Annotated in this window: 21 protein-coding genes and 1 tRNA gene; 15 read left to right on the top strand and 7 right to left on the bottom strand. The window is 65.0% G+C overall.

The features are described 5' to 3' along the window. Positions 1–16 precede the first annotated feature (16 nt). The 5 genes from GO606_RS19550 to GO606_RS19530 all read right to left on the bottom strand — a co-directional run bounded on the left by GO606_RS19550 (position 17) and on the right by GO606_RS19530 (position 5,850). Positions 17–2,389 (bottom strand): efflux RND transporter permease subunit, encoded by a 2,373-nt coding sequence (locus GO606_RS19550; protein ID WP_169116746.1) that lies wholly within the window; start codon positions 2,387–2,389, stop codon positions 17–19. 76 nt (positions 2,390–2,465) lie between these two features. Further along, positions 2,466–3,554: a WD40/YVTN/BNR-like repeat-containing protein gene (locus GO606_RS19545; protein ID WP_169116747.1), complete on the bottom strand. Its 1,089-nt coding sequence runs from the start codon at positions 3,552–3,554 to the stop codon at positions 2,466–2,468. Positions 3,555–3,735: 181 nt separating this feature from the next. Continuing rightward, positions 3,736–5,382 carry a diguanylate cyclase gene (locus tag GO606_RS19540; RefSeq protein WP_246979762.1) on the bottom strand — a complete coding sequence of 549 codons (1,647 nt, stop codon included), beginning with the start codon at positions 5,380–5,382 and terminating at the stop codon, positions 3,736–3,738. A gap of 188 nt (positions 5,383–5,570) precedes the next feature. Further along, on the bottom strand, positions 5,571–5,741 hold the full coding sequence (locus GO606_RS19535) for a hypothetical protein (RefSeq protein ID WP_169116748.1): 171 nt from the start codon (positions 5,739–5,741) through the stop codon (positions 5,571–5,573). A gap of 18 nt (positions 5,742–5,759) precedes the next feature. After that, positions 5,760–5,850 (bottom strand) — tRNA-Ser (locus GO606_RS19530). 323 nt (positions 5,851–6,173) lie between these two features. Between GO606_RS19530 and GO606_RS19525 the strand changes: the two genes are divergently transcribed. The 8 genes from GO606_RS19525 (at position 6,174) to GO606_RS19490 (ending at position 11,781) form a co-directional block, all read left to right on the top strand. After that, positions 6,174–7,070 carry a transporter substrate-binding domain-containing protein gene (locus GO606_RS19525; RefSeq protein WP_169116749.1) on the top strand — a complete coding sequence of 299 codons (897 nt, stop codon included), beginning with the start codon at positions 6,174–6,176 and terminating at the stop codon, positions 7,068–7,070. A 91-nt stretch (positions 7,071–7,161) separates the two neighbouring features. Then, complete coding sequence (locus tag GO606_RS19520) at positions 7,162–7,899, top strand: amino acid ABC transporter permease (protein ID WP_169116750.1); 738 nt, start codon at positions 7,162–7,164, stop codon at positions 7,897–7,899. 1 nt (position 7,900) lies between these two features. After that, positions 7,901–8,581 (top strand): amino acid ABC transporter permease, encoded by a 681-nt coding sequence (locus GO606_RS19515; RefSeq protein WP_169116751.1) that lies wholly within the window; start codon positions 7,901–7,903, stop codon positions 8,579–8,581. Between the two features lie 18 nt (positions 8,582–8,599). After that, positions 8,600–9,328 (top strand): amino acid ABC transporter ATP-binding protein, encoded by a 729-nt coding sequence (locus tag GO606_RS19510; protein WP_169116752.1) that lies wholly within the window; start codon positions 8,600–8,602, stop codon positions 9,326–9,328. A 224-nt stretch (positions 9,329–9,552) separates the two neighbouring features. Continuing rightward, the gene (gene sdhC, locus GO606_RS19505; protein WP_169116753.1) at positions 9,553–9,939 is read left to right on the top strand and encodes a succinate dehydrogenase, cytochrome b556 subunit; all 387 of its coding nucleotides are present in this window, start codon (positions 9,553–9,555) and stop codon (positions 9,937–9,939) included. After that, the gene (gene sdhD, locus GO606_RS19500; RefSeq protein ID WP_169116754.1) at positions 9,936–10,280 is read left to right on the top strand and encodes a succinate dehydrogenase, hydrophobic membrane anchor protein; all 345 of its coding nucleotides are present in this window, start codon (positions 9,936–9,938) and stop codon (positions 10,278–10,280) included. Before sdhC ends, sdhD begins: the two co-directional genes overlap by 4 nt. A 23-nt stretch (positions 10,281–10,303) precedes the next feature. Further along, positions 10,304–10,999: a succinate dehydrogenase iron-sulfur subunit gene (locus GO606_RS19495; protein ID WP_281503931.1), complete on the top strand. Its 696-nt coding sequence runs from the start codon at positions 10,304–10,306 to the stop codon at positions 10,997–10,999. 104 nt (positions 11,000–11,103) lie between these two features. Further along, complete coding sequence (locus tag GO606_RS19490) at positions 11,104–11,781, top strand: Crp/Fnr family transcriptional regulator (RefSeq protein WP_169116756.1); 678 nt, start codon at positions 11,104–11,106, stop codon at positions 11,779–11,781. Between the two features lie 28 nt (positions 11,782–11,809). Here the strand turns inward: GO606_RS19490 and fdxA are convergent, their stop codons facing one another. Next, a complete protein-coding gene (gene fdxA, locus GO606_RS19485; RefSeq protein WP_169116757.1) occupies positions 11,810–12,133 on the bottom strand; it encodes a ferredoxin FdxA in 324 nt (107 codons plus the stop codon). 228 nt (positions 12,134–12,361) lie between these two features. Here fdxA and GO606_RS19480 point away from each other — a divergent pair, with 228 nt between their 5' ends. Further along, positions 12,362–12,952: a hemerythrin domain-containing protein gene (locus GO606_RS19480; RefSeq protein ID WP_169116758.1), complete on the top strand. Its 591-nt coding sequence runs from the start codon at positions 12,362–12,364 to the stop codon at positions 12,950–12,952. Positions 12,953–13,043: 91 nt separating this feature from the next. Here the strand turns inward: GO606_RS19480 and GO606_RS19475 are convergent, their stop codons facing one another. Beyond that, positions 13,044–14,456, bottom strand: a complete 1,413-nt coding sequence (locus GO606_RS19475; protein WP_169116759.1) for an aminotransferase-like domain-containing protein — start codon at positions 14,454–14,456, stop codon at positions 13,044–13,046. Between the two features lie 410 nt (positions 14,457–14,866). On the opposite strand from GO606_RS19475, the gene nosZ reads away from it, so the two are divergent. The 6 genes from nosZ (at position 14,867) to GO606_RS19445 (ending at position 22,745) form a co-directional block, all read left to right on the top strand. Beyond that, the gene (gene nosZ / locus GO606_RS19470) at positions 14,867–16,813 is read left to right on the top strand and encodes a TAT-dependent nitrous-oxide reductase (RefSeq protein ID WP_169116760.1); all 1,947 of its coding nucleotides are present in this window, start codon (positions 14,867–14,869) and stop codon (positions 16,811–16,813) included. 106 nt (positions 16,814–16,919) lie between these two features. Next, entirely contained in the window at positions 16,920–17,525 is a 606-nt protein-coding gene (locus tag GO606_RS19465; RefSeq protein ID WP_169116761.1) for a cytochrome c oxidase subunit 3 family protein, read from the top strand. A gap of 3 nt (positions 17,526–17,528) precedes the next feature. Next, positions 17,529–17,846: a hypothetical protein gene (locus tag GO606_RS19460; RefSeq protein WP_169116762.1), complete on the top strand. Its 318-nt coding sequence runs from the start codon at positions 17,529–17,531 to the stop codon at positions 17,844–17,846. 248 nt (positions 17,847–18,094) lie between these two features. Continuing rightward, positions 18,095–19,882, top strand: coding sequence for an FAD-dependent oxidoreductase (locus tag GO606_RS19455; RefSeq protein WP_169116763.1), 1,788 nt, complete (start codon positions 18,095–18,097; stop codon positions 19,880–19,882). Then, the gene (locus GO606_RS19450; protein ID WP_169116764.1) at positions 19,879–21,693 is read left to right on the top strand and encodes a 2-oxoacid:acceptor oxidoreductase subunit alpha; all 1,815 of its coding nucleotides are present in this window, start codon (positions 19,879–19,881) and stop codon (positions 21,691–21,693) included. Before GO606_RS19455 ends, GO606_RS19450 begins: the two co-directional genes overlap by 4 nt. Continuing rightward, on the top strand, positions 21,690–22,745 hold the full coding sequence (locus GO606_RS19445) for a 2-oxoacid:ferredoxin oxidoreductase subunit beta (RefSeq protein ID WP_169116765.1): 1,056 nt from the start codon (positions 21,690–21,692) through the stop codon (positions 22,743–22,745). The genes GO606_RS19450 and GO606_RS19445 overlap by 4 nt, the downstream gene beginning before the upstream one ends. Positions 22,746–22,845 lie beyond the last annotated feature (100 nt).

Below are 22,845 nucleotides of genomic sequence, written 5' to 3'. Positions count from 1 at the left end.
AACCGTCCCTCCCGCATCAAACCGGCTGGATCGCCGGGCGCAGCCTGCCCAGTACCGGTGCTTCGCGGTGGCCGAAGATGAACGCGGGACGGAACACGTAGATCACCGAAGGCATCACGAACAGCGCCGACATTGCCGAGACGCCGAGCCAGATCGCCATCAACAGGCCCATTTCCGCCTGGAAGCGCAGTGACGATCCCCACCACAACAGCGTGCTGAAGATCAGCACGCTCGCGGTGACGATCACGCCCATCCCTGCTGAATGAAGCGCCTGGTGGATCGCGTGCTCGGGCGTGCTTCCCGCGGCGATTTCCTCCTTGATGCGGTCGGCAATGTAGAACGCGTAATCGACGCCGAGCCCGATGCCGAGCGCGGCGACCGGCACCGTGTTGATGTTCATGCCGATGCCCTTCCACGCCATGAAGCTGAAAGTCAGCGTGTTCGAGATGATCACCGGCACCATGAACAGCATCCCCGCGACAGTCGAGCGATAGACGACGGTGCAGATCACGACGAGCACCAGCAGTGCGAGCGCGACCGCCTCGATCTGGCTCGACAGGATCACCTCGTTGACCGCGGCCATGACGCCGATCAGCCCGCCGGCCAGCTGCCACTGGCCTTCGGGCAGCGGGTTCTGTGCGATGAACTCCTTCACGCGGGCGACTGCGGTGCGGATCGTTTCGCCCTGGCGGTCGCGGAACATCATGGTCACCGCGCCGTTCGCGTACTGGTTGTCGGCGAAGCGGTCGATGTCGCCCGGCTCCGACACCGAGTCGAGGATCCCCATCAGGCTGCCGTTGACCTGCTGCGTGTCGCCCAACTCGAGATAGCGGGGGTTGCCTTCCCGCAGCGTGCTATTGACGACCGGCAGCACGTCGGCGATCGACACGGTGCCGCCGACTTCGGGCTGTGCCTCGATGAAGCGTTGGAAGCGGTTCATCGCGAGCAGCACGTCGTTGCTCTTCACGAGCCCCTCTTTGCCATCTTCGCCGAGCACGATGAACATCCGGTCGACGCCCTGGAAGCGCGCGTTGATCGCCGCCGAATCCCGGTTATACGTCGACTCCGGCCACAGGATCGGCGAGCCTGGGTTCGCGTCGCCGATTTTCAGGTTCAGCGCGTACAGGCCGGAGACCGTCACGACGATCGTGCTGCAGCCGATCACCGCGTAGCGGAAACGCGACGTTGCCATCCATACGCCGAAGTCGAGGATGCGGCGCAGGGGCGGGGCGAGGTCGATCGGGTGCACCGTGCCGTGCGGGCGGCGGATGTATGACAGCAGCACTGGAGTCAGGATCACCGCGCTGATCGTCAGCGTCGACACCCAGACGACGGACAGCACCGTGAGCTTCTGCAGCATCGGGATCGGACTCAGGGCGACGACCGCCATGCACGCCGCGTCCGCAATGACACCGAGCATCCCCGGCCGGAACAGGTCAGCGAGCGCGACTCGCGCCGCATGCCGTGCGACACCTTCCCCCGGCGGCACGAGCGCGAGCTCGTCGTCGAAGCGATTGACGATCTGCACCGAGTGTGACACCGCGCGCGACGTGATCAGCATTGCAACGACGATCACAAGCGGTTCAAAGTGGATGCCGAGCAGGCGGCAGATGCCGAGCGCCCAGATCGCGCTGACGACGCCGGCCAGCAGCGGCAGCAGCACGCCGCGCCATGTGCGCAGCAGTACGAACAGCATCACGAGGGTCAGGCCGAGCGCGGCCGCGACAAGGTTGATCGTCTCGGGCACGTAATGATTGACCCAGCCGTACAGGATCGGGTCGCCGACGACACGGATCTTCACGCTGTCGTCATCGACCTTGGCGACGAGTGCGCGGATCTCACTGAATACTTTCGCGTAATCAACCTCGCGATCGATGAAGTCGACGGTGATCAATGTCGCCTGCAAGTCCTTCGACACGAACGGCCCATAGACGAGGGGATTGCGCAGCACCGACTCCCGGAGCGTCGCGAGCTCGTCGGCGTTTGCCGGCAGCTCCGGCCACATCAGCGGCCGCGTCTCGATGCCGGCGGTCGATGCGCGCACCTCCTTCAGCTTCTTCGAGGCGAGCGAGGTGATCTGGTAGGGATTGACCGCCGACACTTCGCGCAGGCCGAGGGTCACGGTGCGGACCTTTTCGAGCACGGCCGGTTGGAAGATTTCGCCGTCGGGGACTTCGAACATGATCGTGACCATGTTCGAGCCGCCGAACGTGTCCTTGAACTTTTCGTGCGTCTTCACGTACTCGTGGCGCGACGGCAGCATGTCCTCGAAGACGGTGCGTACCTCGATATGCAGCGCGAACCAGCTCAGCACGAGGGTCAGCGCCGCGAGGCTGCCAACGACCCAGCTGCGCCGGCGAATGCAGAATTCGGCAATGCGTTCGATCATGGTGGTCTCGGTAAGCGGGGAATCAATGGCGGAAGGCGGAAGTTGCGAACAGGAGATTGGCGTGGCGGCAGGAGACTCAGTTGCCAAGCGGCATCCAGCGCGTGCCGTCCCAGCGGCCGACGTTTGCCCCGGCGAACCACGCGAACTCGCCTGCCGGGACGACCCGCGTATGCCACGACAGGTCACGGTCGTCGAGCCGGGCAGTAGTCCAGTTTGTGGCGTCCGCCTCGGCGCGCACCCAGCGGCCGAGCGCGCCAGTCCCGATCCAGCGCCCGCCGGTTGCATCCCACGCGATGTCGAAGAGGTGGTCGTGCGTGCTGATGTCGACCTTCCGCCACTCGCGGCCGCCGTCACGGGTCACGAGGACGACGCCTTCGAGCCCCACCGCGACGCCGACGTCCGTGCCGCGGAACGCGACCGCCATCAGCGAACTCGGCACCGGCGGCTCGGCCTCCTGCCAACTCGCGCCGTCGTCATCGCTCGCGAGGATGCGGCCGAACTCGCCGACGACGCGGATGCGTCCCCCGCCAAGCAGCGCGACGTCGTTCCACGCGACGTCCTCCTCCTCGCGCAGCCGCGTCCATGTGCGCCCGTAGTCGCGGCTCATCAGCAGCGCCCCCATCTCGCCGGTCGCGACCGCGACGCCCCCTTCGTCAACGCGCACCCGGTTCAGCTTGTTCGCGACTTCGGAACGCGGCACGTCGGCCGCTGCGGTCCACGTGCGGCCGGCGTCGGCAGTGAAAAGGATCACGCCGCCGTTGCCGACCGCAACCGCGTGCGATGCGTCCCACAGCGCGATGTCCTGCAGCGTGCGCTCGGTCGGCGTCGCGAAGCGCTCGGCGCGGCCATCAGCCCCGAGCGTGAGAATCTTGCCGTTCGAGCCGACGACCCAGACCTCCCCCGGAGCGGCGAGCGCGATTCCGTAGAAATGGTCGCGCTGTTCGAGCACCGGCGGCTGCACCGTGCTGCCGACCGGCTGCGGCTTGACGAAGAGGCCCGCCCACAGCAGGCCTGCGATGATCGCCCACGGCAGCACCGCGACCGGGGCGCGGGCGAGCGATCGGTGCCGAAGGGGCCTTTCCGGAGCGGGAGGCGTCGCGGCGAGCGCGTGTGCGTGTGCATGTGCGTGCGCGCGTCCAGCGATGTTGTCGGGAAGTCTGTCCATGGGCGTGTCGCTCTCCGGGTTCCTCGTCAGCGGGCAAAGTGCAGGGTTTTCCATGGCTGCAACCCTAGGGCCGGGGCATGCGAGGGACTATCCGCTGCCCGCAGCCCCTATCCCGTTCGTGCAGCTAAATCCATACGGGGAGAAGGGGAGAAAGGGGGAGAAAGCGACGCTGTCGTGTCCCCTATTTTTTGTTTCGCCCGTGCTTGGCGCGGTACATCGCGGCGTCGGCGGACCCGAGCAGGCTCTCCGCGTCGTGGCCGTCGTCCGGGTACAGACTGGTACCGATGCTCGCGCTGATGGTGGCCGACTGCGTTTCGAGCTGGAAAGGCTCGCGCAGTCTGATGAGGATCTTGCGCGCGATGGCTTCGATCTCGGTCTTTTGCGTCGGTCCATCCAGCAGCACGACGAATTCGTCGCCGCCCAACCGCGCGATCGTATCTTCTGCTCGGACGCAGTCGGTAAGGCGTTTTGCGACATCGACGAGCAACGCGTCGCCGCTCGCATGACCCAGGGTGTCATTGACGATCTTGAAGTCGTCGAGGTCGACAAACAGCAGCCCGAAGGTTTCCTGTTTGCGCTGCGCTCGCGCAATCGCCTGCCTGGTTCTCTCCTTCAACCGATTCCGGTTCGGCAACCCGGTCAGCACGTCGTGATCGGCGGCATGGATCAATTGCTCGGTCAGCCGGTGCTGTTCCGTCATGTCCCGAAACACCGACACGGCGCCCACCAGCCGGTCGTGGCGGTCGAGGAGCGGCGTGGCGAGTTCCTCGATGACGTACTTCACTTTGTCCTTGCCATACAAGACGGAACGCTTTTTCTGAGGCGTGGCCGACTTCAGCGCGTCTTCCAGCGCGGTCGGACTGCGCCAGCCCTGATCGTCGAAACATGCGAAGACCTCGTGGGGCGGGCGGCCCGCGGCGTCCTGGCGGCAGCGGTCGAAAAGCCGTTCGGCGGCGGGATTGAGATCCTCGATTCGACCGTCGGCGTCAATCAGGACGACGCCTTCGCCGATGGACCGCACGGTTGTCTGCAATCGGTCCTTCTCGTGGAAAAGCCGTTCTTCAGCGCGCAGGCGCCGCGCGATTTCGGCCTCGAGTTCCTGCTTGTCGAACCGCAGTCGCAGGGACGTGCGGATGGCGCGATGGAAGTTCCACGCGGAAATCGTCAGCGCTGCGAGGAAAATCAGCGTCATGACCCCCATCGCCCTCTGCAATGCCGTGTGCAGCGTCAGGTACTGGATGGCCAGCGGCAACAGCGCAGGCAGCAGGAACGCCATACAGGCTTCGATTCGCGATGCGAGCACGGTGATTCCGCCCGCGGCCATGCCGGCCAGAACGAAGGCAACAAAGACCTGATGCGCGATCGAATCAAGCGGAAACAGCACCAGCCCTGCAGCACCCCACACGCAGCCGGCGGCCCCCGCGCCAAGGAGATAAAGGAGGTTCCAAAAAGGGGCGCGGGTGGGGTTGTGGCTTGCGGACGCATGGCGCCACGCGACGACGGCACGGCCCGCCGTTACGACGATCAGCGATCCATACCAGGCGAGCAGGACGACAAGCGGAATGTGTTCGCTCTGCACGTACGCGAGAATCGCGCCGTTGATCAGCGTGGTCGTATAGGCGAGCGGAGCATTCTGATAAAGCAGCGCGACCTGCTCCACGAACACCGGGTTAGGGTCGCCGATTTCGCCGCTGGTGCGTCTCATGTCGACGTGTGCCGTGCTGATGAAAGGGCCGTGCAGTCGATCGCAGAGCGGGTCGGGGGCATAGGCGCGGGCCGGCTGCCGGAGCGCGCTACGATCGCACCTTTCGTCATTCGTGACCCCCATCGAGGTCGCCGAGCACGTGCCCGCTGCGCATGTCGCGAGCCGTTTCCGGCTTCGGCGTCTATACCAAGATAGTCAAATCGCGGGCCCGCTGCCCGGTCCCGGCAGGACATGCTCCTGCCGGGAGCCGGCTGTTCAGGCGTCGAACGTAACTTTCAGCCCGCGAGTTTCATCCACTTGGCAGCGCGTGTTCAGCTTTGCCCGATGCGTCGGCGTATCTGCTGCGCGGACCGGCGCGCGATGACGCCGCTACCTTCGGGAAGCCGGCCCGCCGAAGCGGTCACGAGGCCGGTTTCCAGCGGCGGCATGTATATTTTGATGCAGAACGCATCAGGTAATAAAGGAAAAGCCCATGAAATCATGGGCTTTTCCTTGAATTCTGGCGGAGAGGGCGGGATTCGAACCCGCGTTGGGATATTATCCCAAACACGCTTTCCAGGCGTGCGACTTAAACCACTCATCCACCTCTCCGTGGAAGGCGCGCATTGTAGCAGAAAGCGATGCGCCCGGAAGCCCCGCTTTCTGTGTGCCACGCCGCTGTCCCGCAGGGGGCACGCCGTCCTTTCGGGAGTCCGCGCCGCGTCGCACGAGACCTTGTTGGCGTCGGCCTGCGGCGCAGTCCTGCTGGCCGGCCGGGCCCGCATGCATACTCGCGAACGAGTGGGTCGAGTACACCGGGATATCTCGCGCGGGACCGTTGGTCTAGGATGGCAACAGGAAATGTCACGTCCGTGCGCTTCCGTTGCCTCATGCGGCGAGAATTCGTCGATCCCGAACCAAGACTGGAGGTATTCATGCACAAGTCCCTCACCGTCATTGCGCTATGTCTGTCCGCGGCCGGCATGGTCGCGCCCGCTCACGCACAGTCAAGCGGCACGCTGCAGAAGATCAAGGATACGGGCGCCATCACCGTCGGGAACCGCGAGTCGTCGGTGCCGTTTTCCTATCTCGATGCCAACCAGAAGCCGATCGGTTATGCGATGGACCTGTGTGCAAAGGTCGTCGACGCCGTCAAGACCGAACTGAAGATGCCGAACCTGCAGGTCAATTACCAGGCGGTGACCTCGCAGAACCGCATTCCGCTGATGCAGAACGGCACGATCGACATCGAGTGCGGCTCGACGACGAACAGCGTCGCGCGCCAGCAGCAGGTGGGCTTCAGCGTCGCGTATTTCATCACCAGCGTGCGCATGGGGGTGCGCAAGGATTCAGGCGTCAAGGACATCGGCGACCTCGACGGCAAGCCGGTCGTGACGACGACGGGCACGACGTCCGACCAGCTGATCAAGCAGAACGAGAAAGGCAGGACGATCAACGTGCGCAACATCTACGGCAAGGACCACGCCGACTCGTTCCTGATGGTCGAGAGCGGGCGCGCCTCGGCGTTCGTCATGGACGACATCCTGCTCGCCGGCCTGATCGCGAGCTCGAAGAATCCGTCCGCGTTCGAGATCGTCGGACCTTCGCTGCGTGATGAGCCGTACGGCGTGATGGTGCGCAAGGACGACGCGCCATTCAAGGCGATCGTCGACAAGACCCTCGTCGGGCTGATGAAGTCCGGCGATGCGGAAAAGCTTTACAGCAAGTGGTTCATGAACCCGATTCCGCCGCGCAACGTGAACTTGAACTTCCCGATGAGCCCGGTGCTCAAGGCCGCGTTCGAGACGCCGACGGACAAGGGCGTCGAATAAGCCGCAGGGCAGCCGGGCGGCGTCGCGCCCGGCTGCTTCCCTTTTCGTCGGGCTTCGCCGCCTGCCGTTGCGGCAAATCGGGGGAATTGCGATGGACTATCACTGGGACTGGCTGTTCTTCTTCCGCGAGACCGACGACGGTCTCAAGTACTACGACTGGATACTGTCCGGGCTGGGCTGGACGACGCTGGTTTCGCTGGCCTCGCTCGCGCTCGCGCTGGCGCTCGGCTCGGCCCTCGGGGTCATGCGCACGACGCCGAAGCGCTGGCTCGTCGCGATCGGCGACGCGTACGTCGATGTATTCCGCAACATTCCGCTGATCGTCCAGCTTTTCATGTGGTTCTTCGTCGTCCCCGAGCTGGTGCCGGACAGGCTCGGGATGTGGATGAAGCAGGACCTGCCGTATGTCGTGATCGCGGTCGTCGGCCTCGGTTTGTACACCGCCGCGCGCATCGCCGAGCAGGTCAAGGCGGGCATCAACTCGCTGTCCCGCGGGCAGCGTAATGCCGGGCTCGCGCTCGGCCTGACCGAATGGCAGACCTACCGCCATGTGCGCCTGCCGATGGCCTACCGCATCGTGTTGCCGGCGATGACCTCGGAGGCGATGAACATCTTCAAGAATTCCGCCGTGACCTACGCCGTCGGCATCCTGGAGCTGTACTTCCAGTACAAGCAGATCATCGAGAAGACCTCGCAGGTGCTCGAGATCACGATCGTCGTGACGCTGGCGTATTTCGCGCTCGCGTTCCTGATGAACCGCCTCCTCGCGTTCATCGAGCGGCGTACCCGGGTACCGGGGCTGATCGTCGGCGGCAAGGGGAGCAACTGAGATGAGCGATTTCGACTTTTCGGTCATCCTCGAGAACTGGGGTTTTCTCGCCCAGGGGCTGCGCTATACCGTGCAGGTCACTATCACGGCGATGCTCGGCGGCATCCTGATCGGCACGGTGCTGGCGCTGATGCGCCTGTCGTCGCTCCCGCCGTTGCAGTGGTTCGCCGCCGGCTACGTGAACATCTTCCGCAGCGTGCCGCTGGTGCAGGTGATCCTCGCGTTCTACCTGATCCTGCCGATGGTGCTGCAGATGATCACTGGAAAACAGATGCCGATCGGGGCGGCGAATTCGGCCTATTTCACCTTCACCGTGTTCGAGGCCGCGTATTACTCCGAGATCATGCGTTCGGGCATTCAGTCGGTGCCGCGCGGGCAGGTCGCGGCGGGCTATGCGATGGGCTTCACGTACGGCCAGACGATGCGGCTGGTGGTGCTGCCGCAGGCTTTCCGCAACATGCTGCCGGTGCTGCTGACGCAGACGATCATCCTGTTCCAGGACGTATCGCTCGTGTATGCGATCGGCGCGACCGATTTCTTCGGCGCGGCCGACAAGATCACGCAGCGCGACCTGCGCCCGGTGGAGATGTACACCACCGTCGCGGTGGTCTATTTCGTCATCTGCTTCACCCTTTCGCGCCTCGTGAAGCTGCTGCAGTCGCGCATCGCCATCATTCGTTGACCCTCCGGAGTTTCGAACGTGATCGAGATCAAGAACGTCTCAAAATGGTACGGCAGCTTCCAGGTGCTGACGGACTGCACGACGAACGTGAAGAAGAGCGAAGTGGTCGTCGTGTGCGGCCCGTCGGGCTCGGGCAAATCGACGCTGATCAAGTGTGTGAACGCGCTCGAGCCGTTCCAGAAAGGCAGCATCGTCGTCAACGGCGTCGCCGTCGAGGACCCGAAGACCAACCTGCCGAAGCTGCGCGCGCAGGTCGGCATGGTGTTCCAGAACTTCGAGCTGTTCCCGCACATGACGATCACCGACAACCTGACGATCGCGCAGATCAAGGTGCTCGGCCGCAGTCGCGAAGAGGCCGTCGACAAGGGGCTGAAGCTGCTCGACCGTGTCGGCCTGAAGGCGCAGGCGGCGAAGTATCCCGGCCAGCTCTCGGGCGGCCAGCAGCAGCGCGTCGCGATCGCGCGCGCGCTCGCGATGGATCCGATCTGCATGCTGTTCGACGAGCCGACGTCCGCACTCGACCCGGAAATGATCAACGAGGTGCTCGACGTGATGGTCCAGCTCGCGCACGAAGGCATGACGATGATGTGCGTCACGCACGAGATGGGCTTTGCGCGCAAGGTCGCGCACCGCGTGATCTTCATGGATCGCGGCGCGATCGTCGAGGACGCGGCCAAGGATGACTTCTTCGGCCAGCCACGCTCCGAGCGCGCGCAGAATTTCCTCGCGAAGATCCTGCACCACTGACGGACGAGAGCGGGCAGCGAGACGACGCCGACTGTGACTGCCCGCCGTTGCTCGCCCCCTTCATGGCAGGGATGAGCCGCTGAAGATGCCTGTACGTTGATTCTTTAAAACGCGAACCTACTATTCTCTGTAACCGCGCACACGTCCAGCTCCACCGGGTTATCGCCGCTGAGCCGAACTGCGGTTGCGGGGACGAGTCCACTTAGCCACCTGCGGAGGCGAACATGCGAGCACCGCCTGGAAGCGCCCCGAAGTTCCTGAACCTGTCGCAGATCCGCTTTCCGATTGGCGCAATCGCGTCGATCGGGCATCGCATCTCGGGCGTGCTGCTGCTCGTCACGCTGCCGCTTCTCGCGCTTGCGCTCGACCGGTCGTTGCGCAGCGAAGCCGAATTCGAAGCGCTGCGCGAACTGGTGTCGGCTCCAGGCCGGGCGCTGCTCCTCGTCGTTGTCGTGTGGGCCGCGTCGCACCACGTGCTCGCGGGGCTGCGCCACCTGCTGATGGATGTCGGCATCGGCAGCCGGCTCGACCAAGCGCGGACAAGCGCGTGGGCCGCGATCGTCGCGGCGGGAGTGATCGCGCTCGCCGCTGCCGTGAGGTGGTTGTCATGAGGCTGTTCCTTGGGCAAAGGGCGTGGATGCTGCAGCGCGCGACGGCGGTCGTGCTGCTGATCTTTCTCGCGGCGGCCGCGGCGATGCTGCTGGCCGGCCCGCCGCTCAGCTATGAACGCTGGCACGCGCTCGCGACAAGTCCGCACGGCGCGGTGCTGATCGTCGTGCTTTTCGCGGCGCTGGCGCTGCACGGCTGGATCGGTATCCGCGACATCGTGCTCGACTACCTTCACTCGCCCGCCGTGCGCCTGCCGCTGCTGGGGCTGATCGCACTGGTCCTGATCGCGATCGTGATCCGCGTCGCGCTGACGATGGCCGCGCATTTCATGACTGCCGGATGAGCGCCGGCGGCGAGGAGGAAGACGTGCGAATCAGCATCTACCGCTTCAATCCCGAAACCGACGCGAAGCCGCGCATGCAGGACTACGACGTCATGCCCGAGGCGGGCGACAAGAAGCTGCTCGATGCGCTGATGCGGCTCAAGACGGTCGACGACAGCCTGTCGTTCCGCCGTTCGTGCCGTGAAGGCGTGTGCGGTTCGGACGCGATGAACATCAACGGGCGCAACGGCCTGGCATGCCTGACGTCGCTGGCCGGGCTGAAGGAACCGGTGGTGCTGCGCCCGCTGCCCGGTTTCCCGGTGATTCGCGACCTGATCGTCGACATGACGCAGTTCTTCGCGCACTACCACGCGATCAAGCCCTACCTGATCAACGACGAGCTGGCGCCCGAGCGCGAGCGCCTGCAGACGCCCGAAGAGCGCGACCGTCTGAACGGGCTCTACGAATGCATCCTGTGCGCCTGCTGCAGCGCGTTCTGTCCGTCGTACTGGTGGAACCCGGACAAATTCATCGGCCCCGCAGGGCTGCTGCAGGCTTACCGCTTCATCTCCGACAGCCGCGACACGGCGACCGCCGAGCGGCTGGCCTATCTGGATGACGTGTACCGCCTGTACCGCTGCCGCACGATCATGAATTGCACCGAGGTCTGCCCGAAAAGCCTCAGCCCGTCGCACGCGATCGAGCGCATCCGGCTCGCGCTGGTGCGCGAATCGTCCTGAACGGACGCCCGTTCGTTGCTGTTCGCAGGAGCATGATGGGTCACGCACCACCACTGACCACGCCGCAGCCGAGACCGGGAGACGCCCGCGCTCCGGCCGACCGGATGGCTGCGCTGGAGCTGTTCTCGACCCTGGAGCCCGGCGATCTCGCGCGTCTCGCCCGGGGCGCGCGCCATCGTCGCCTCGCGTCCGGCGAGCCGCTGTGGCTCACCGGCGAGCGCGCCGCACACTTCGCGGTCATCGAGGCGGGGATCGTCCAGATCCGGCAGACGACGCCGACCGGGGACGGCGTCGTCGTCGGCCTGTTCCGCACCGGCGAAGCGGTCGGGCTCGCCGCGGCGCTCGAACACGGCCTGTTTCCCGCCGATGCGATCGCGATCGGCGGCGCGGTGGATCTCCTGTCGATCCGCGCGGACGTGCTGCAGGAAGCCCTCGAGACTTCGGTCGCCGTCGGCCTCGCCGTCAACCGGGCGCTGCTTCAGCATACGGCTGCGCTGCGCGCGAAGATCGACATCGTCAGCGCGGGCTCGGTGCCGCGGCGCCTGGCGGCATTGATGATCTACCTGATCGAGCGCTTCGGCCGGCCAGCAGGGTCGGGCTCGGGCTCGGTCGCGGTCGAGGTGAATCTGACCCGCGAGGAAATCAGCCAGCTGGTGAGCGCGCGGGTCGAGACCGTCATCCGCATCCTCAGCCGGTGGCAGAAAGCCGGCTGGCTGACGAGCCGGCCCGGCGGGATGGAGATCACGCGCGCAGACATGCTGCGGCGGATCCTCGACACGTAGCGGCAACCCACTGTGCAGCCGGAGCCGGTCAGCGTTCCAGGAACTTCAGCTTGTCCTTCACCGTCGCCCACATCCCCGCGTCCGAGGCAGCAGGCTTGACTTCGACGATCGGCTTCCACTCCTTCGCCAGCTCTTCGTTCAGCGCGATGAACTGCCGCTGGTCGTCCGGCACGTCGTCGTCCGCATAGATCGCGTCCACCGGGCATTCGGCCACGCACAGCGTGCAGTCGATGCATTCCTCCGGGTCGATGACGAGGAAATTGGGGCCTTCGCGGAAAGCGTCGGTCGGGCAGACGTCGACGCAATCGGTGTGTTTGCACTTGATGCAGGCTTCGGTGACCACGTAAGTCATGATTTTTCTCCTCTCGCTGGGGACGGCCCGTCGCAACGCAGACAGTGGCCGAAAGATGCCGGGGGTTCGGCGCAAGCGCAGATTAGGGCAGGGCGGCACCCGGCTGAATGACAAAAGTCATTTCGGCGGCGCGGATGCGTGCTTAGCATGAAATCGTGCAGTGAAGTCCCGTCTCCGGCAGTGAGCGCAGGCGGGATGTCGAGAACGAACCCAACATCGGAGGCTGTCATGCCCGGACATATCACGAAGTGGAAAGCCGAGCACGCGAATTACCGCAAGCTGCTCGACCTGCTTGAAACCCGGACCGAACTGTTCGCCCGCGGCGAGCAGCCGGATTACGAGCTCATGTCGGACGTCGTCTACTACATCACGCAGTACCCCGACCGCTTTCATCATCCGCGCGAGGACGTCGCGTTCGGGATGCTCCTTGCCCACGATCCATCCGCGCGGGCCGTCGTTGACGAACTGGCCGGCCAGCACCGGCAAATCGAGGCAAGCGGTGCGACGCTGGCTGCGGATCTGGCTGCTGCGGTTGCCGGAGCGATGATGTCGCGCGCAACGCTCGTCGGCGACGTGTGCCGCTACGTCGCATTCCTGCGCAGCCACATGGACAAGGAGGAGCGCGAGATTTTCCCGCGGCTCGCCGCTTCCCTGCAAAAGAAAGACTGGTTCCTCGTCGATTCGGCGATCCATTTCAGCGCCGATCCGCTCTTTGGCGATGCCGTGCAGGAACGGTTCAGGGGGATCCAGCGGCAGATCGCCGACCAGGTCGGCTGCGGATGCGCTGACCTCACCGAGAAGGCGTGCTGCCTCGAATGAAACTGGCGCGCCCGCTGTTCCCGGGCGTGAAACGGGCTGTCCCCGTCCGCTACGCACCAGGCCCGGTTTCGAGGCGCGCAGCAGGGTCGGTTCAGGCCAGCCCGGTGATCATCCCGCCGAGCGTCGCCATCGCGTTCTCGTACTCGTCGGACCACGGGTGGCCGAAGTTCAGCCGGATGCAGTTGCGGTACTCGCGCTTGGCCGAGAAGATCGGCCCTGGAGCGATGCTGATTCCGTGCTCCTGCGCCATCCGGTGCAGCGCGAGCGAGTCGGCTTGCGGCGGCAGTTCGACCCACACGAAATAGCCGCCGCGTGGCCGGGCGAGCCGCGTGCCGGCCGGGAAGTGGCGTTCGATCGCCGCAGCCATCTTCGTCTCCTGCACTTCGAGCGTCGAGCGCAGCCGGCGCAGATGCGTGTCGAAGGCGCCGTGCCGCAGGAAATCCGCGAGCGCGATCTGTACCGGAATCGTCGTTGCGAGGCTGGTCGAAATCTTCAGCCGCTGGATCTTCTGCGCGAATCGCCCGGCGGCGACCCAGCCGACACGGTAGCCGGGCGCAAGGCTCTTCGAGAAACTCGACACGTGCAGCACGAGCCCGCTGGTGTCGAGCGATTTCGCCGCGAGCGGCGCCTGCTTGCCGAAGTACAGTTCCGCGTAGGTGTCGTCCTCGATCAGCGGTACCTCGTGCCGGCGCAACAGTTCGACCAGTGCGCGACGGGTGTCGTCCGGCGCCAGCGCGCCCAGCGGATTCTGGAAGTTCAGCATCAGCAGGCAGGCTTTGACCGGGTGGTGGCGCAGCGCGTCGGTGAGCGCGGCGAGGCTGACGCCTTCGCGCGGATGCGTCGGGATCTCGATGACGCGCAGCCCGAGCCGCTCGATCGCCTGCAGCCCGGCGTAGAAGGTCGGCGATTCGACCGCGACGAGGTCGCCCGGGCGCGTGACCGCCTGCAGGCACAGGTTCAGCGCCTCCATCGCGCCCGAGGTGATGACAATCTCGCCCGGTTGCACCGGAACGCCGCTGGTCAGGTAGCGCAGCGTGATCTGGCGCAGCAATTCCTCGTTGCCCGGCGGCAGGTCGGTGAGCGTCGACAACGGGTCCATGTGACGCGCGGCGGCGGCGAGATAACGCCCCAGCTTCGCCAGCGGATACAGGTGGGGGCTCGCGAAGCTCGATCCGAACGGGATGATCGCCGGGTCCTTGACTGATTCGAGGATCTCGAAAATGAAGTCGCTGACGTTCAGCTCGGTCGCGTGGCCGACGGGGTGCGTGAGCTGCGGCTCGGGCAGCGGCTGGCGCAGGCGCGGACGCACGAAATAGCCGGACTTCGGCCGCGCCTCGATCAGCCCGCGGCTCTCGAGCTGGTAATAGGCCTTCAGCACCGTCGAGGGGCTCAGGTGTTGCGACCGGCACGCCTGGCGCACCGACGGCAGCCGCTCCCCGACGCGCAGCACGCCGTCGCGGATACGCTGTTCGATGTCCAGCGTCAGGCGGTCATAAAGATTCATCGCGATCCATCGTCTTCTCCGTGCCCGCTCCTGTGTCCGATTCCGCACCGGTCCGTCGGCATTGCAAGCTACCGGTCCAGGATCGCGCGCGCCTTGACCTGGCTCGTGTTCATCTGGTCGGAAGATCGTGCGCCGGCTGGCGTCGATCGGCTTTCCCCGGCGCGCTGTGTCGGGGAAAGCCGCGATCACGCTGTACCGCACGAATATGTTCCCTTCTGTAACCGCCACCCAGGCAGGGTGGAAAGGAAAATCACGGCCGCCGGCCTTCGGTCGCTGCAACTTTCCTTTCGCTGAAAGGGCCGATCGGCCGCTCACCTTCACAGCCGAGCCATGCAGCACCGCCTCCCGCAATTTCGCCCGCGCAGCCGGTCGACACACACCGATCACTCTTCAGAACGGAGCCACGCAACATGAGTCAGGACTACACAATACCGCTCGACGATCAGCCCCATGCCGGTCGTCGGCGATTTCTGAACAGGGCCGCCTTTGCCGGTCTGGCGGGCGCAGGCCTGTCGGTCGGCCTGGCGGCGTGCAAGCAGGATGGGGTGGCCACGGCGGCGCCTGCGGTCGCGACACCGGCAGCCGCGATCCCTGCCGCCCACGGCGGGGAGTACACCGTCGCCCCTGGACAACTCGACACCTATTACATGTTCTCCAGCGCCGGCCATGCCGGCGACGTGCGTGTCTTCGGCCTGCCGTCTGGCCGCGAGTTCAAGCGCATCCCGGTGTTCAACACCGACTGTATGGTCGGCTGGGGAATAACGAACGAGTCGAAGGCGATCATCGGCACGAACCCGGATGGTTCGGTGAAGTACGACACCGGCGACACCCACCACCTGCACCCGTCCTACACCGACGGCACCTACGACGGCAAATACCTGTTCGTAAACGACAAGATCAACTGCCGCCTTGCGCGTGTCCGCCTGGACACGATGGAATGCGATCGGATCACCCAGCTGCCGAACATTCAGGGCTTCCACGGCACCTTCCCGGACAAGCGCGATCCGGTCGACAGTTCGATCAACCACACCACGCGCGTGTTCTGCGGCTCGGAATTCTCGATTCCGCTACCCAATCTCGGCAAAGGGCTCGATGACGAAGCCGCGTACCGCTCGCTCTTTACCTGCGTCGATGCGGAATCGATGCAAGTGCGCTGGCAAGTGCTGATCGACGGGAACTGCGAACTGGTGGCGACTTCGTACGACGGAAAGCTGGCCGCCACGACCCAGTACAACACCGAGATGGCGACGAAGTACGAGGAGATGATGTCGCTCGAATGGGACACCTGCCTGTTCTTCAACGTCGCCCGCATCGAAGAGGCAGTGAAGGCCGGCAAGGTGCGCTATTACGGCGACTCGAAGGTTCCGGTCGTCGATGGCACGAAGGCCGCCAACGCGGAGCCGAAAACGGCACTGACCTGCTACGTGCCGATCCCGAAAAACCCGCACGGCGTCAACATCAGTCCGGACGGCAAGTACTACGCCTGCGCAGGCAAGCTCTCGCCGTCGGCAAGTCTGATCGCGCACGAACTCGTGTTGAAGTGGTTCGACGGCGAGCTGAAGGAGCCGCGCGAGGCCGTCGTGGCCGAACCGGAAATCGGCCTCGGCCCCCTGCATACCGCGTTCGACAACCGCGGCAATGCCTACACGACGCTGTTCCTCGATAGCCAGATGGTGAAATGGAGCATCGAGGGCGCGATCAAGTCGTACCAGGGCGACAAGAACGCTACCGTCGTGCTCGACCGCCTCGACGTACATTACCAGCCCGGCCACGGCTTTACGTCGATGGGCGAAACGCGTGAGTGCGACGGCAAATTCCTGGTGTCGGACAACAAGTTCTCGAAGGACCGCTTCCTTCCGGTCGGCCCGCTGCATCCTGAAACCTCGCAGCTGATCGACATCAGCGGCGACAAGATGAAGCTCGTGCACGACAACCCGGTGGCCTCCGAACCGCACGACTCGATCATCATCCGGCGCGACATCATCAAGCCGCTGCAGATCTATAACCTCGATGCCTTTCCGAACGCGGTGCGGGACGCCAAAGAGTCCGGCGTATTCCGGGACGGCAGGAAGGTCACCGTGAAGCTCGTCAGCCAGGCTCCCGCCTTCAGCCTGCGCGAATTCAGGGTGAAGAAAGGGGATGAAGTCACGATCATCCTCACGAACCTCGACAAGATCGAAGATCTGACGCACGGCTTCGCGATTCAGCGGCACAACATCAACTTCATCGTGAATCCGCAGGAAACCAAATCCGTGACCTTCAAGGTCGACAGACCCGGAATCTACTGGTGCTACTGCACGCACTTCTGCCATGCGCTGCACATGGAAATGCGCACCCGCATGATCGTCGAGGCCTGAACGGCCCCCGGCTGTACCGATCGGAAACCCATGCTCCTGTATCTATGCTTCCCGGCTGCGGCTTGAAAGAATGGGGGCCGTACCTCATCAACCGGCAGGACGAAAAATGACCGCAGCGGCGATTCCCGCATTCGATATCGGCGGCAAGCAGGAAACCCGCGCACGTATTCCGGGGAACCACGGAATCTGGGTCGGCATCACCTGCGAGTTCGTCGAGTTCCTCGTGCTTTTCACGGTCTACTTCGTGGCCCGTGCCCACTTCCCCGGGATGTTCGAGGAAGGAGCCGGGCGCCTGTCGACTATCGCCGGCACCGTCATCACCCTGTTGATGGTCACGAGCAGTTTCTTCATTGCCTGCTCCGTTGCGAGGATACGGGCAGGACGTCGTCGCGAATCGCTCGGCTGGCTGATCGCCGCGCTGATCGTCGCGCTCGGGTATCCGCTGGCGAAATACATCGAGATCCGGTGGAACCTCGCGCACGGCATCAACGGCGAATCCGGAATCTTCTTTACCGTTTATTACTACCTGACCTTCACCCACCTGGTGCACGGCTTCTGGGGGATTCTCGGCATCCTGTGGGTCCTGGCGCGCCACCTGGCCGGCGGCTACACCGCCGAGGATCACGGCGGTCTGGAAGCACTGGCCAGCTACTGGCACGCCACGGACATCATCTGGCTGATCATCTTTCCGCTCTTCTACGTGCTGGCCTGAATCATGAAAACGATCGAAACGACCCGGCCGGCGGCGCTGTTCCCGCTGTTCCTTTCCTGGCTTGGTCTCGTGCTGCTGACGCTGCTCAGCCTGTGGCTCGCGCAACGGTCGGGAAGCGCTGCCTGGCTGCAGCTTCCCGTCGCCGCCATCGTCTGGCTCAAGGGCTGGATCGTCGCCAGGTATTTCATTGAGTCTCACCTCGCCCATCCTTTCATCGCGGTGGTCGTCCGGGTTTTCATCCTCTGCGTGCCGGTCGCCTTGATCCTTGCGGCATGGCTCGGCGACCGGTTCGCGCGGCTGACGACGCTGTCGCTGCAGTAGGGCGCAAGTGCGGGGAGCACGCCGGTGCAAATATCGGAAATGTCCTCGCAACCGAGTCTCGGCATCGGCCTCGAAACCTCCGGTCAGAATGCACCATAGTGCGTTTTCTGAATTATACTGCTCAGCAATCACTGGCAGGGGCGGTCTGACTGCCCCGCTGCGCCTCCACGGCCGCGGCGACCGGCGAGAAGAAAGAACTCCCGCACTCCCGGCGGGCGTCCGCCATCTTTCGGACAGGAAGGACAGACTTGAAACCGACCGACATCAGCGCGCCCGACTACCTGCACAAGGTTGTCGACTGCCAGTGGGCCTGTCCGGCCCATACCCCCGTCCCCGAATACATTCGTCAGATCGCGGCGGGCGATTTCGCCGCCGCGTACCTGCTCAACTGGCGCTCGAACGTGTTCCCCGGCATTCTCGGCCGCGTCTGCGACCGTCCCTGCGAGCCGGCGTGCCGGCGCGGGCGCGTCGACAAGGAGCCGGTCGCGATCTGCCGCCTGAAGCGCGTCGCCGCGGACTTCAAGGAAGACATCCACGAGCGGCTGCCCAAAGCGCCGACGGTGAAGAACGGCAAGCGCATCGCCTGTGTCGGCGCCGGTCCCGCTTCGCTGACGGTCGCGCGCGATCTGGCAGTGCAGGGCTACAGCGTCACCGTGTTCGACAGCGGCCAGTCGGCCGGCGGCATGATGCGCAGCCAGATCCCGAAATTCCGCCTGCCCGACAGCGTCATCGACGAGGAGTGCGGCTATATCGCCGGCCTCGACGTCGAGCTGCGCCAGGGCGAGTGGATCGGCAGCCTGCGCGACCTGCTCGCCGACAACTGGGACGCCGTTTTCGTCGGCACCGGCGCGCCGCGCGGGCGCGACGCCGAGCTGCCCGGACGCCAGGAGGCCGCGGCGAACATCCACGTCGGCATCGACTGGCTGTCGAACGTCGCGTTCGGCCACGTGACGAGCATCGCCAGGCGCGTCATTGTGCTCGGCGGCGGCAACACCGCGATGGACTGCTGCCGCTCGGCGCGTCGCCTCGGCGGCGAGGAAGTGCATGTCGTCGTGCGTAGCGGCTTCGACGAGATGAAAGCATCAAAGTGGGAGAAGGAGGACGCGCTGCACGAAGGCATCCCGATCCACAACTACCTCGTGCAGAAGGAATTCACGCACGACAACGGGCGCCTGACCGGCGTGCTGTTCGAGAAAGTGCAGGCCGAATACGACGCCGCCGGGCGGCGCTCGCTGGTGCCGACCGGCGAGCCCGACGTGCACATGGAATGCGACGAGGTGCTGCTCGCGATCGGCCAGGAAAACGCCTTTACGTGGATCGAGCGCGACATCGGCGTCGAGTTCGACCGCTGGGGCATGCCGGTGCTCGACCGCACGACGCTGCAGTCGACGCTGCCGCGCGTGTTCTTCGGCGGCGATGCGGCGCTCGGGCCGAAGAACATCATCACCGCGGTCGCGCAGGGGCACGATGCGGCGATCTCGATCGATCTGTTCTGCCGCAATGAACCGCTGACGAACCGGCCCGGGCCGCTCGTCAATCTCGTCAGCCAGAAGATGGGCATCCACGAGTGGAGCTACGACAACAAGGTGTCCGAGGAAGCGCGGCGCAAGGTGCCGGTGAAGACGCTCGAGGATGCCTTGAAGGACATCAAGCTCGAATTCGAACTCGGCTACGACCTCAAGCTCGCGTGCGGCGAAACCGAACGCTGCCTGAACTGCGACGTCGCGACGATCTTCACGCCGAAGCTGTGCATCGAGTGCGATGCCTGTGTCGACATCTGTCCGACCGAATGCATCACTTTCACCGCCAACGGCGAAGAGGAAGCGCTGCGCGGACGGCTCAAAGCCCCGTCGCGCAACGCGGAGCAGTCGCTGTATCTGGCCGAAGGGCTCAAGACCGGGCGGGTGATGGTCAAGGACGAGAACGTCTGCCTGCACTGCGGCATGTGCGCCGAGCGCTGCCCGACCGGCGCATGGGACATGCAGAAATTCACTATCGACGTAGCACAAGCCGGAGCGGAGGCGCCCAGGTCATGACAAGCGCACAATCGATCGAAAGCAGCAACGACTTCGTCATCAAATTCGCGAACGTCAACGGTTCGGGCTCGTCGTCCGCGAACGAGCTCTTCGCGCGTGCGGTGATGCGCATGGGCGTGCCGGTCGCGCCGCGCAACATCTTCCCGTCGAACATCCAGGGCCTGCCGACCTGGTACGAGGTGCGCGTGTCCGAAGCCGGCTGGCTCGGCGCGCGCGGCGGCTGCGACATGATGATCGCGATGAACCCGCAGACCTGGGATCGCGACGTCGCCGCCGTCGATGCCGGCGGTTACCTTTTCTACGACTCGACGAAGCCGATGCCGGCGTCGAAGTTCCGCGACGACATCACCGTGCTCGGCGTGCCGCTGACAGCGATGTGCAACCGCGAATACACCGATCCGCGCCAGCGCCAGCTGTTCAAGAACGTCATGTACGTCGGCGCCCTGATCGCGCTGATCGTCGATCGCTACCGCGGCAAGGATCCGCTGATCCAGGCCAACGTGCATGCGCTGCGCCTCGGCTACGACTATGTGCGGGCGCACCTGCCGTGTCCGATCGGCCTCACCGTCAGGCGCGCCGACGCCGTGGGTGACCGCATCTTCATCGACGGCAACAGCGCCTGCGGCCTGGGCGCGGTGTATGGCGGGGCGACCGTGGCGGGCTGGTACCCGATCACGCCGTCGACGTCGGTCATCGAATCCTTCACGAGCTACTGCCGCAAATTCCGCACCGACCCCGACAGCGGGCATGCGCGCTACGCCGCGGTGCAGGCCGAAGACGAGCTCGCCTCGATCGGCATGGTCATCGGCGCGGCGTGGAACGGCGCGCGCGCCTTCACCGCGACGTCCGGTCCCGGCATCTCGCTGATGCAGGAATTCTTCGGCCTGGCGTATTTCGCCGAGATTCCGGCGGTGATCTTCGACGTGCAGCGCGGCAGCCCCTCGACCGGCATGCCGACGAAGACGCAGCAGTCGGATCTCCTCGCCTGCGCCTACGCGTCGCATGGCGACACGCGCCACGTGCTGCTGTTCCCGGAAAACCCGTACGAATGCTTCACGTTCGGCGCGCTCGCCTTCGATCTCGCCGACCGCCTGCAGACGCCGGTGTTCGTGCTGTCGGACCTCGACATGGGCATGAACGAATCGCTGTGCAAGCCGTTCGACTGGGACGACAGCCGCCGCTACGACCGCGGCAAGCTGATGACCTATGACGAGCTCGAGGCGGGCAAGGACTTCGGCCGCTATCTCGACGTCGACGGCGACGGCATCCCGTACCGCACCATTCCCGGCACCCATCCGACCAAAGGCGCGTACTTCACGCGCGGCACGACGCGCAACGCGTACGCGAAATACAGCGAGTCGGGCGCCGACTACGTCTACAACATGGAGCGGCTGAGGAGGAAATTCGACACCGCGAAAAAGCTCGTGCCGGCACCGGTGCTGCACGCGGCCTCGCAGCCGACGCGCTTCGGCGCGATCCACTTCGGCTCGACGAATCCCGCGATGGCCGAGGCGAGCGCGCTGCTCGAAGCCGACGGCATCCACGTCGACACGCTGCGCGTGTGCGGCTTCCCGTTCTGCGACGAGATCATGCAGTTCATCGCCGAGCACGAGCAGGTGTTCGTCGTCGAGCAGAACGAGAGCGGGCAGCTGCGTTCGCTCTTGATCAACGAAGGCGAGATCGATCCGAAGAAGCTCGTGCGCGTGCTGCATTACGACGGCTCGCCGATCACCGCGCGCTTCATCAGCGGCCGAATCGCCGATGCCCTGTCCGACCGCAAAATCAGTCCGATCCGCAAGGTGGCCTCATGACCTATCTCGCCAAACCGAAACTCCTCAGCGCCGACGCGCCGAAGAACGCGCTCGGCTACACGCGCCGCGACTACGAAGGGGCGATCTCGACGCTGTGCGCCGGCTGCGGCCACGACTCGATCAGCGCCTCGATCGTGCAGGCGTGCTTCGACCTCGACATCGAGCCGCACCGCGTCGCCAAGCTCTCCGGCATCGGCTGCTCGTCGAAGACGCCCGACTACTTCCTCGGCAACTCGCACGGCTTCAACTCGGTGCACGGGCGCATGCCGTCGGTGCTCACGGGCGCGGCGCTCGCCAACCGCAACCTGCTGTATCTCGGCGTGTCGGGCGACGGCGACTCGGCGTCGATCGGCATCGGCCAGTTCGCCCACGCGATGCGCCGCGGCGTGAACATGACCTACATCGTCGAGAACAACGGCGTGTATGGCCTGACCAAGGGGCAGTTCTCGGCGACCGCCGACAAGGGCTCGAAGAGCAAGAAAGGTGTTCTCAACAGCGACAGCCCGATCGATCTCGCGGCGCTCGCGCTGCAGCTGGGCGCCACGTACGTCGCGCGCAGCTTCTCCGGCGACAAGGAGCAGCTCGTGCCGCTGATCAAAGGGGCGCTGCGCCACAACGGCCCGGCGCTGATCGACGTGCTGAGCCCGTGCGTGACGTTCAACAACCACGGCGGCTCGACGCGCAGCTACGACTACGTGCGCCAGCACAACGAAGCGGTCAACCGCGTCGAAGTGATCCTGCCGCGCGACCCGATCGAGACGTCGTATCCGCCCGGGTCGCTACGGCGCATCGTGCAGCACGACGGCTCGATCCTGCACCTGAGAAAGCTCGACGTCGACTACGACCCGTCGGACCGCATCGGCGCGATCAACCACCTGCAGGAGCGCCAGGCGCTGGGCGAGATCGTCACCGGCCTCCTGTACGTCGACAGCAGCGCGCAGGACATGCACAGCCACCTCAACACGGTCGAAAAGCCGCTGAACCAGCTCGGCGACGCGTATCTGTGCCCCGGCAGCCGCGCGCTCGACGCGCTGAACGCGCTGCTCAGGTAAGCACCGGCCGTAGCGCGCTTCCGGGCGTGCTGCGGCGTCGGCCACTACGCTGATTCCACCTCGATCCAGCGCCGGCCGCCGACCACGAGCTCGTACAGGC

This window comes from Aromatoleum anaerobium (assembly GCF_012910705.2).
Taxonomy (GTDB): Bacteria; Pseudomonadota; Gammaproteobacteria; order Burkholderiales; family Rhodocyclaceae; genus Aromatoleum; species Aromatoleum anaerobium.
The sequence above is the reverse complement of the archived record's forward strand: the minus strand, read 5'-3'. Positions and strand labels throughout refer to the sequence as shown.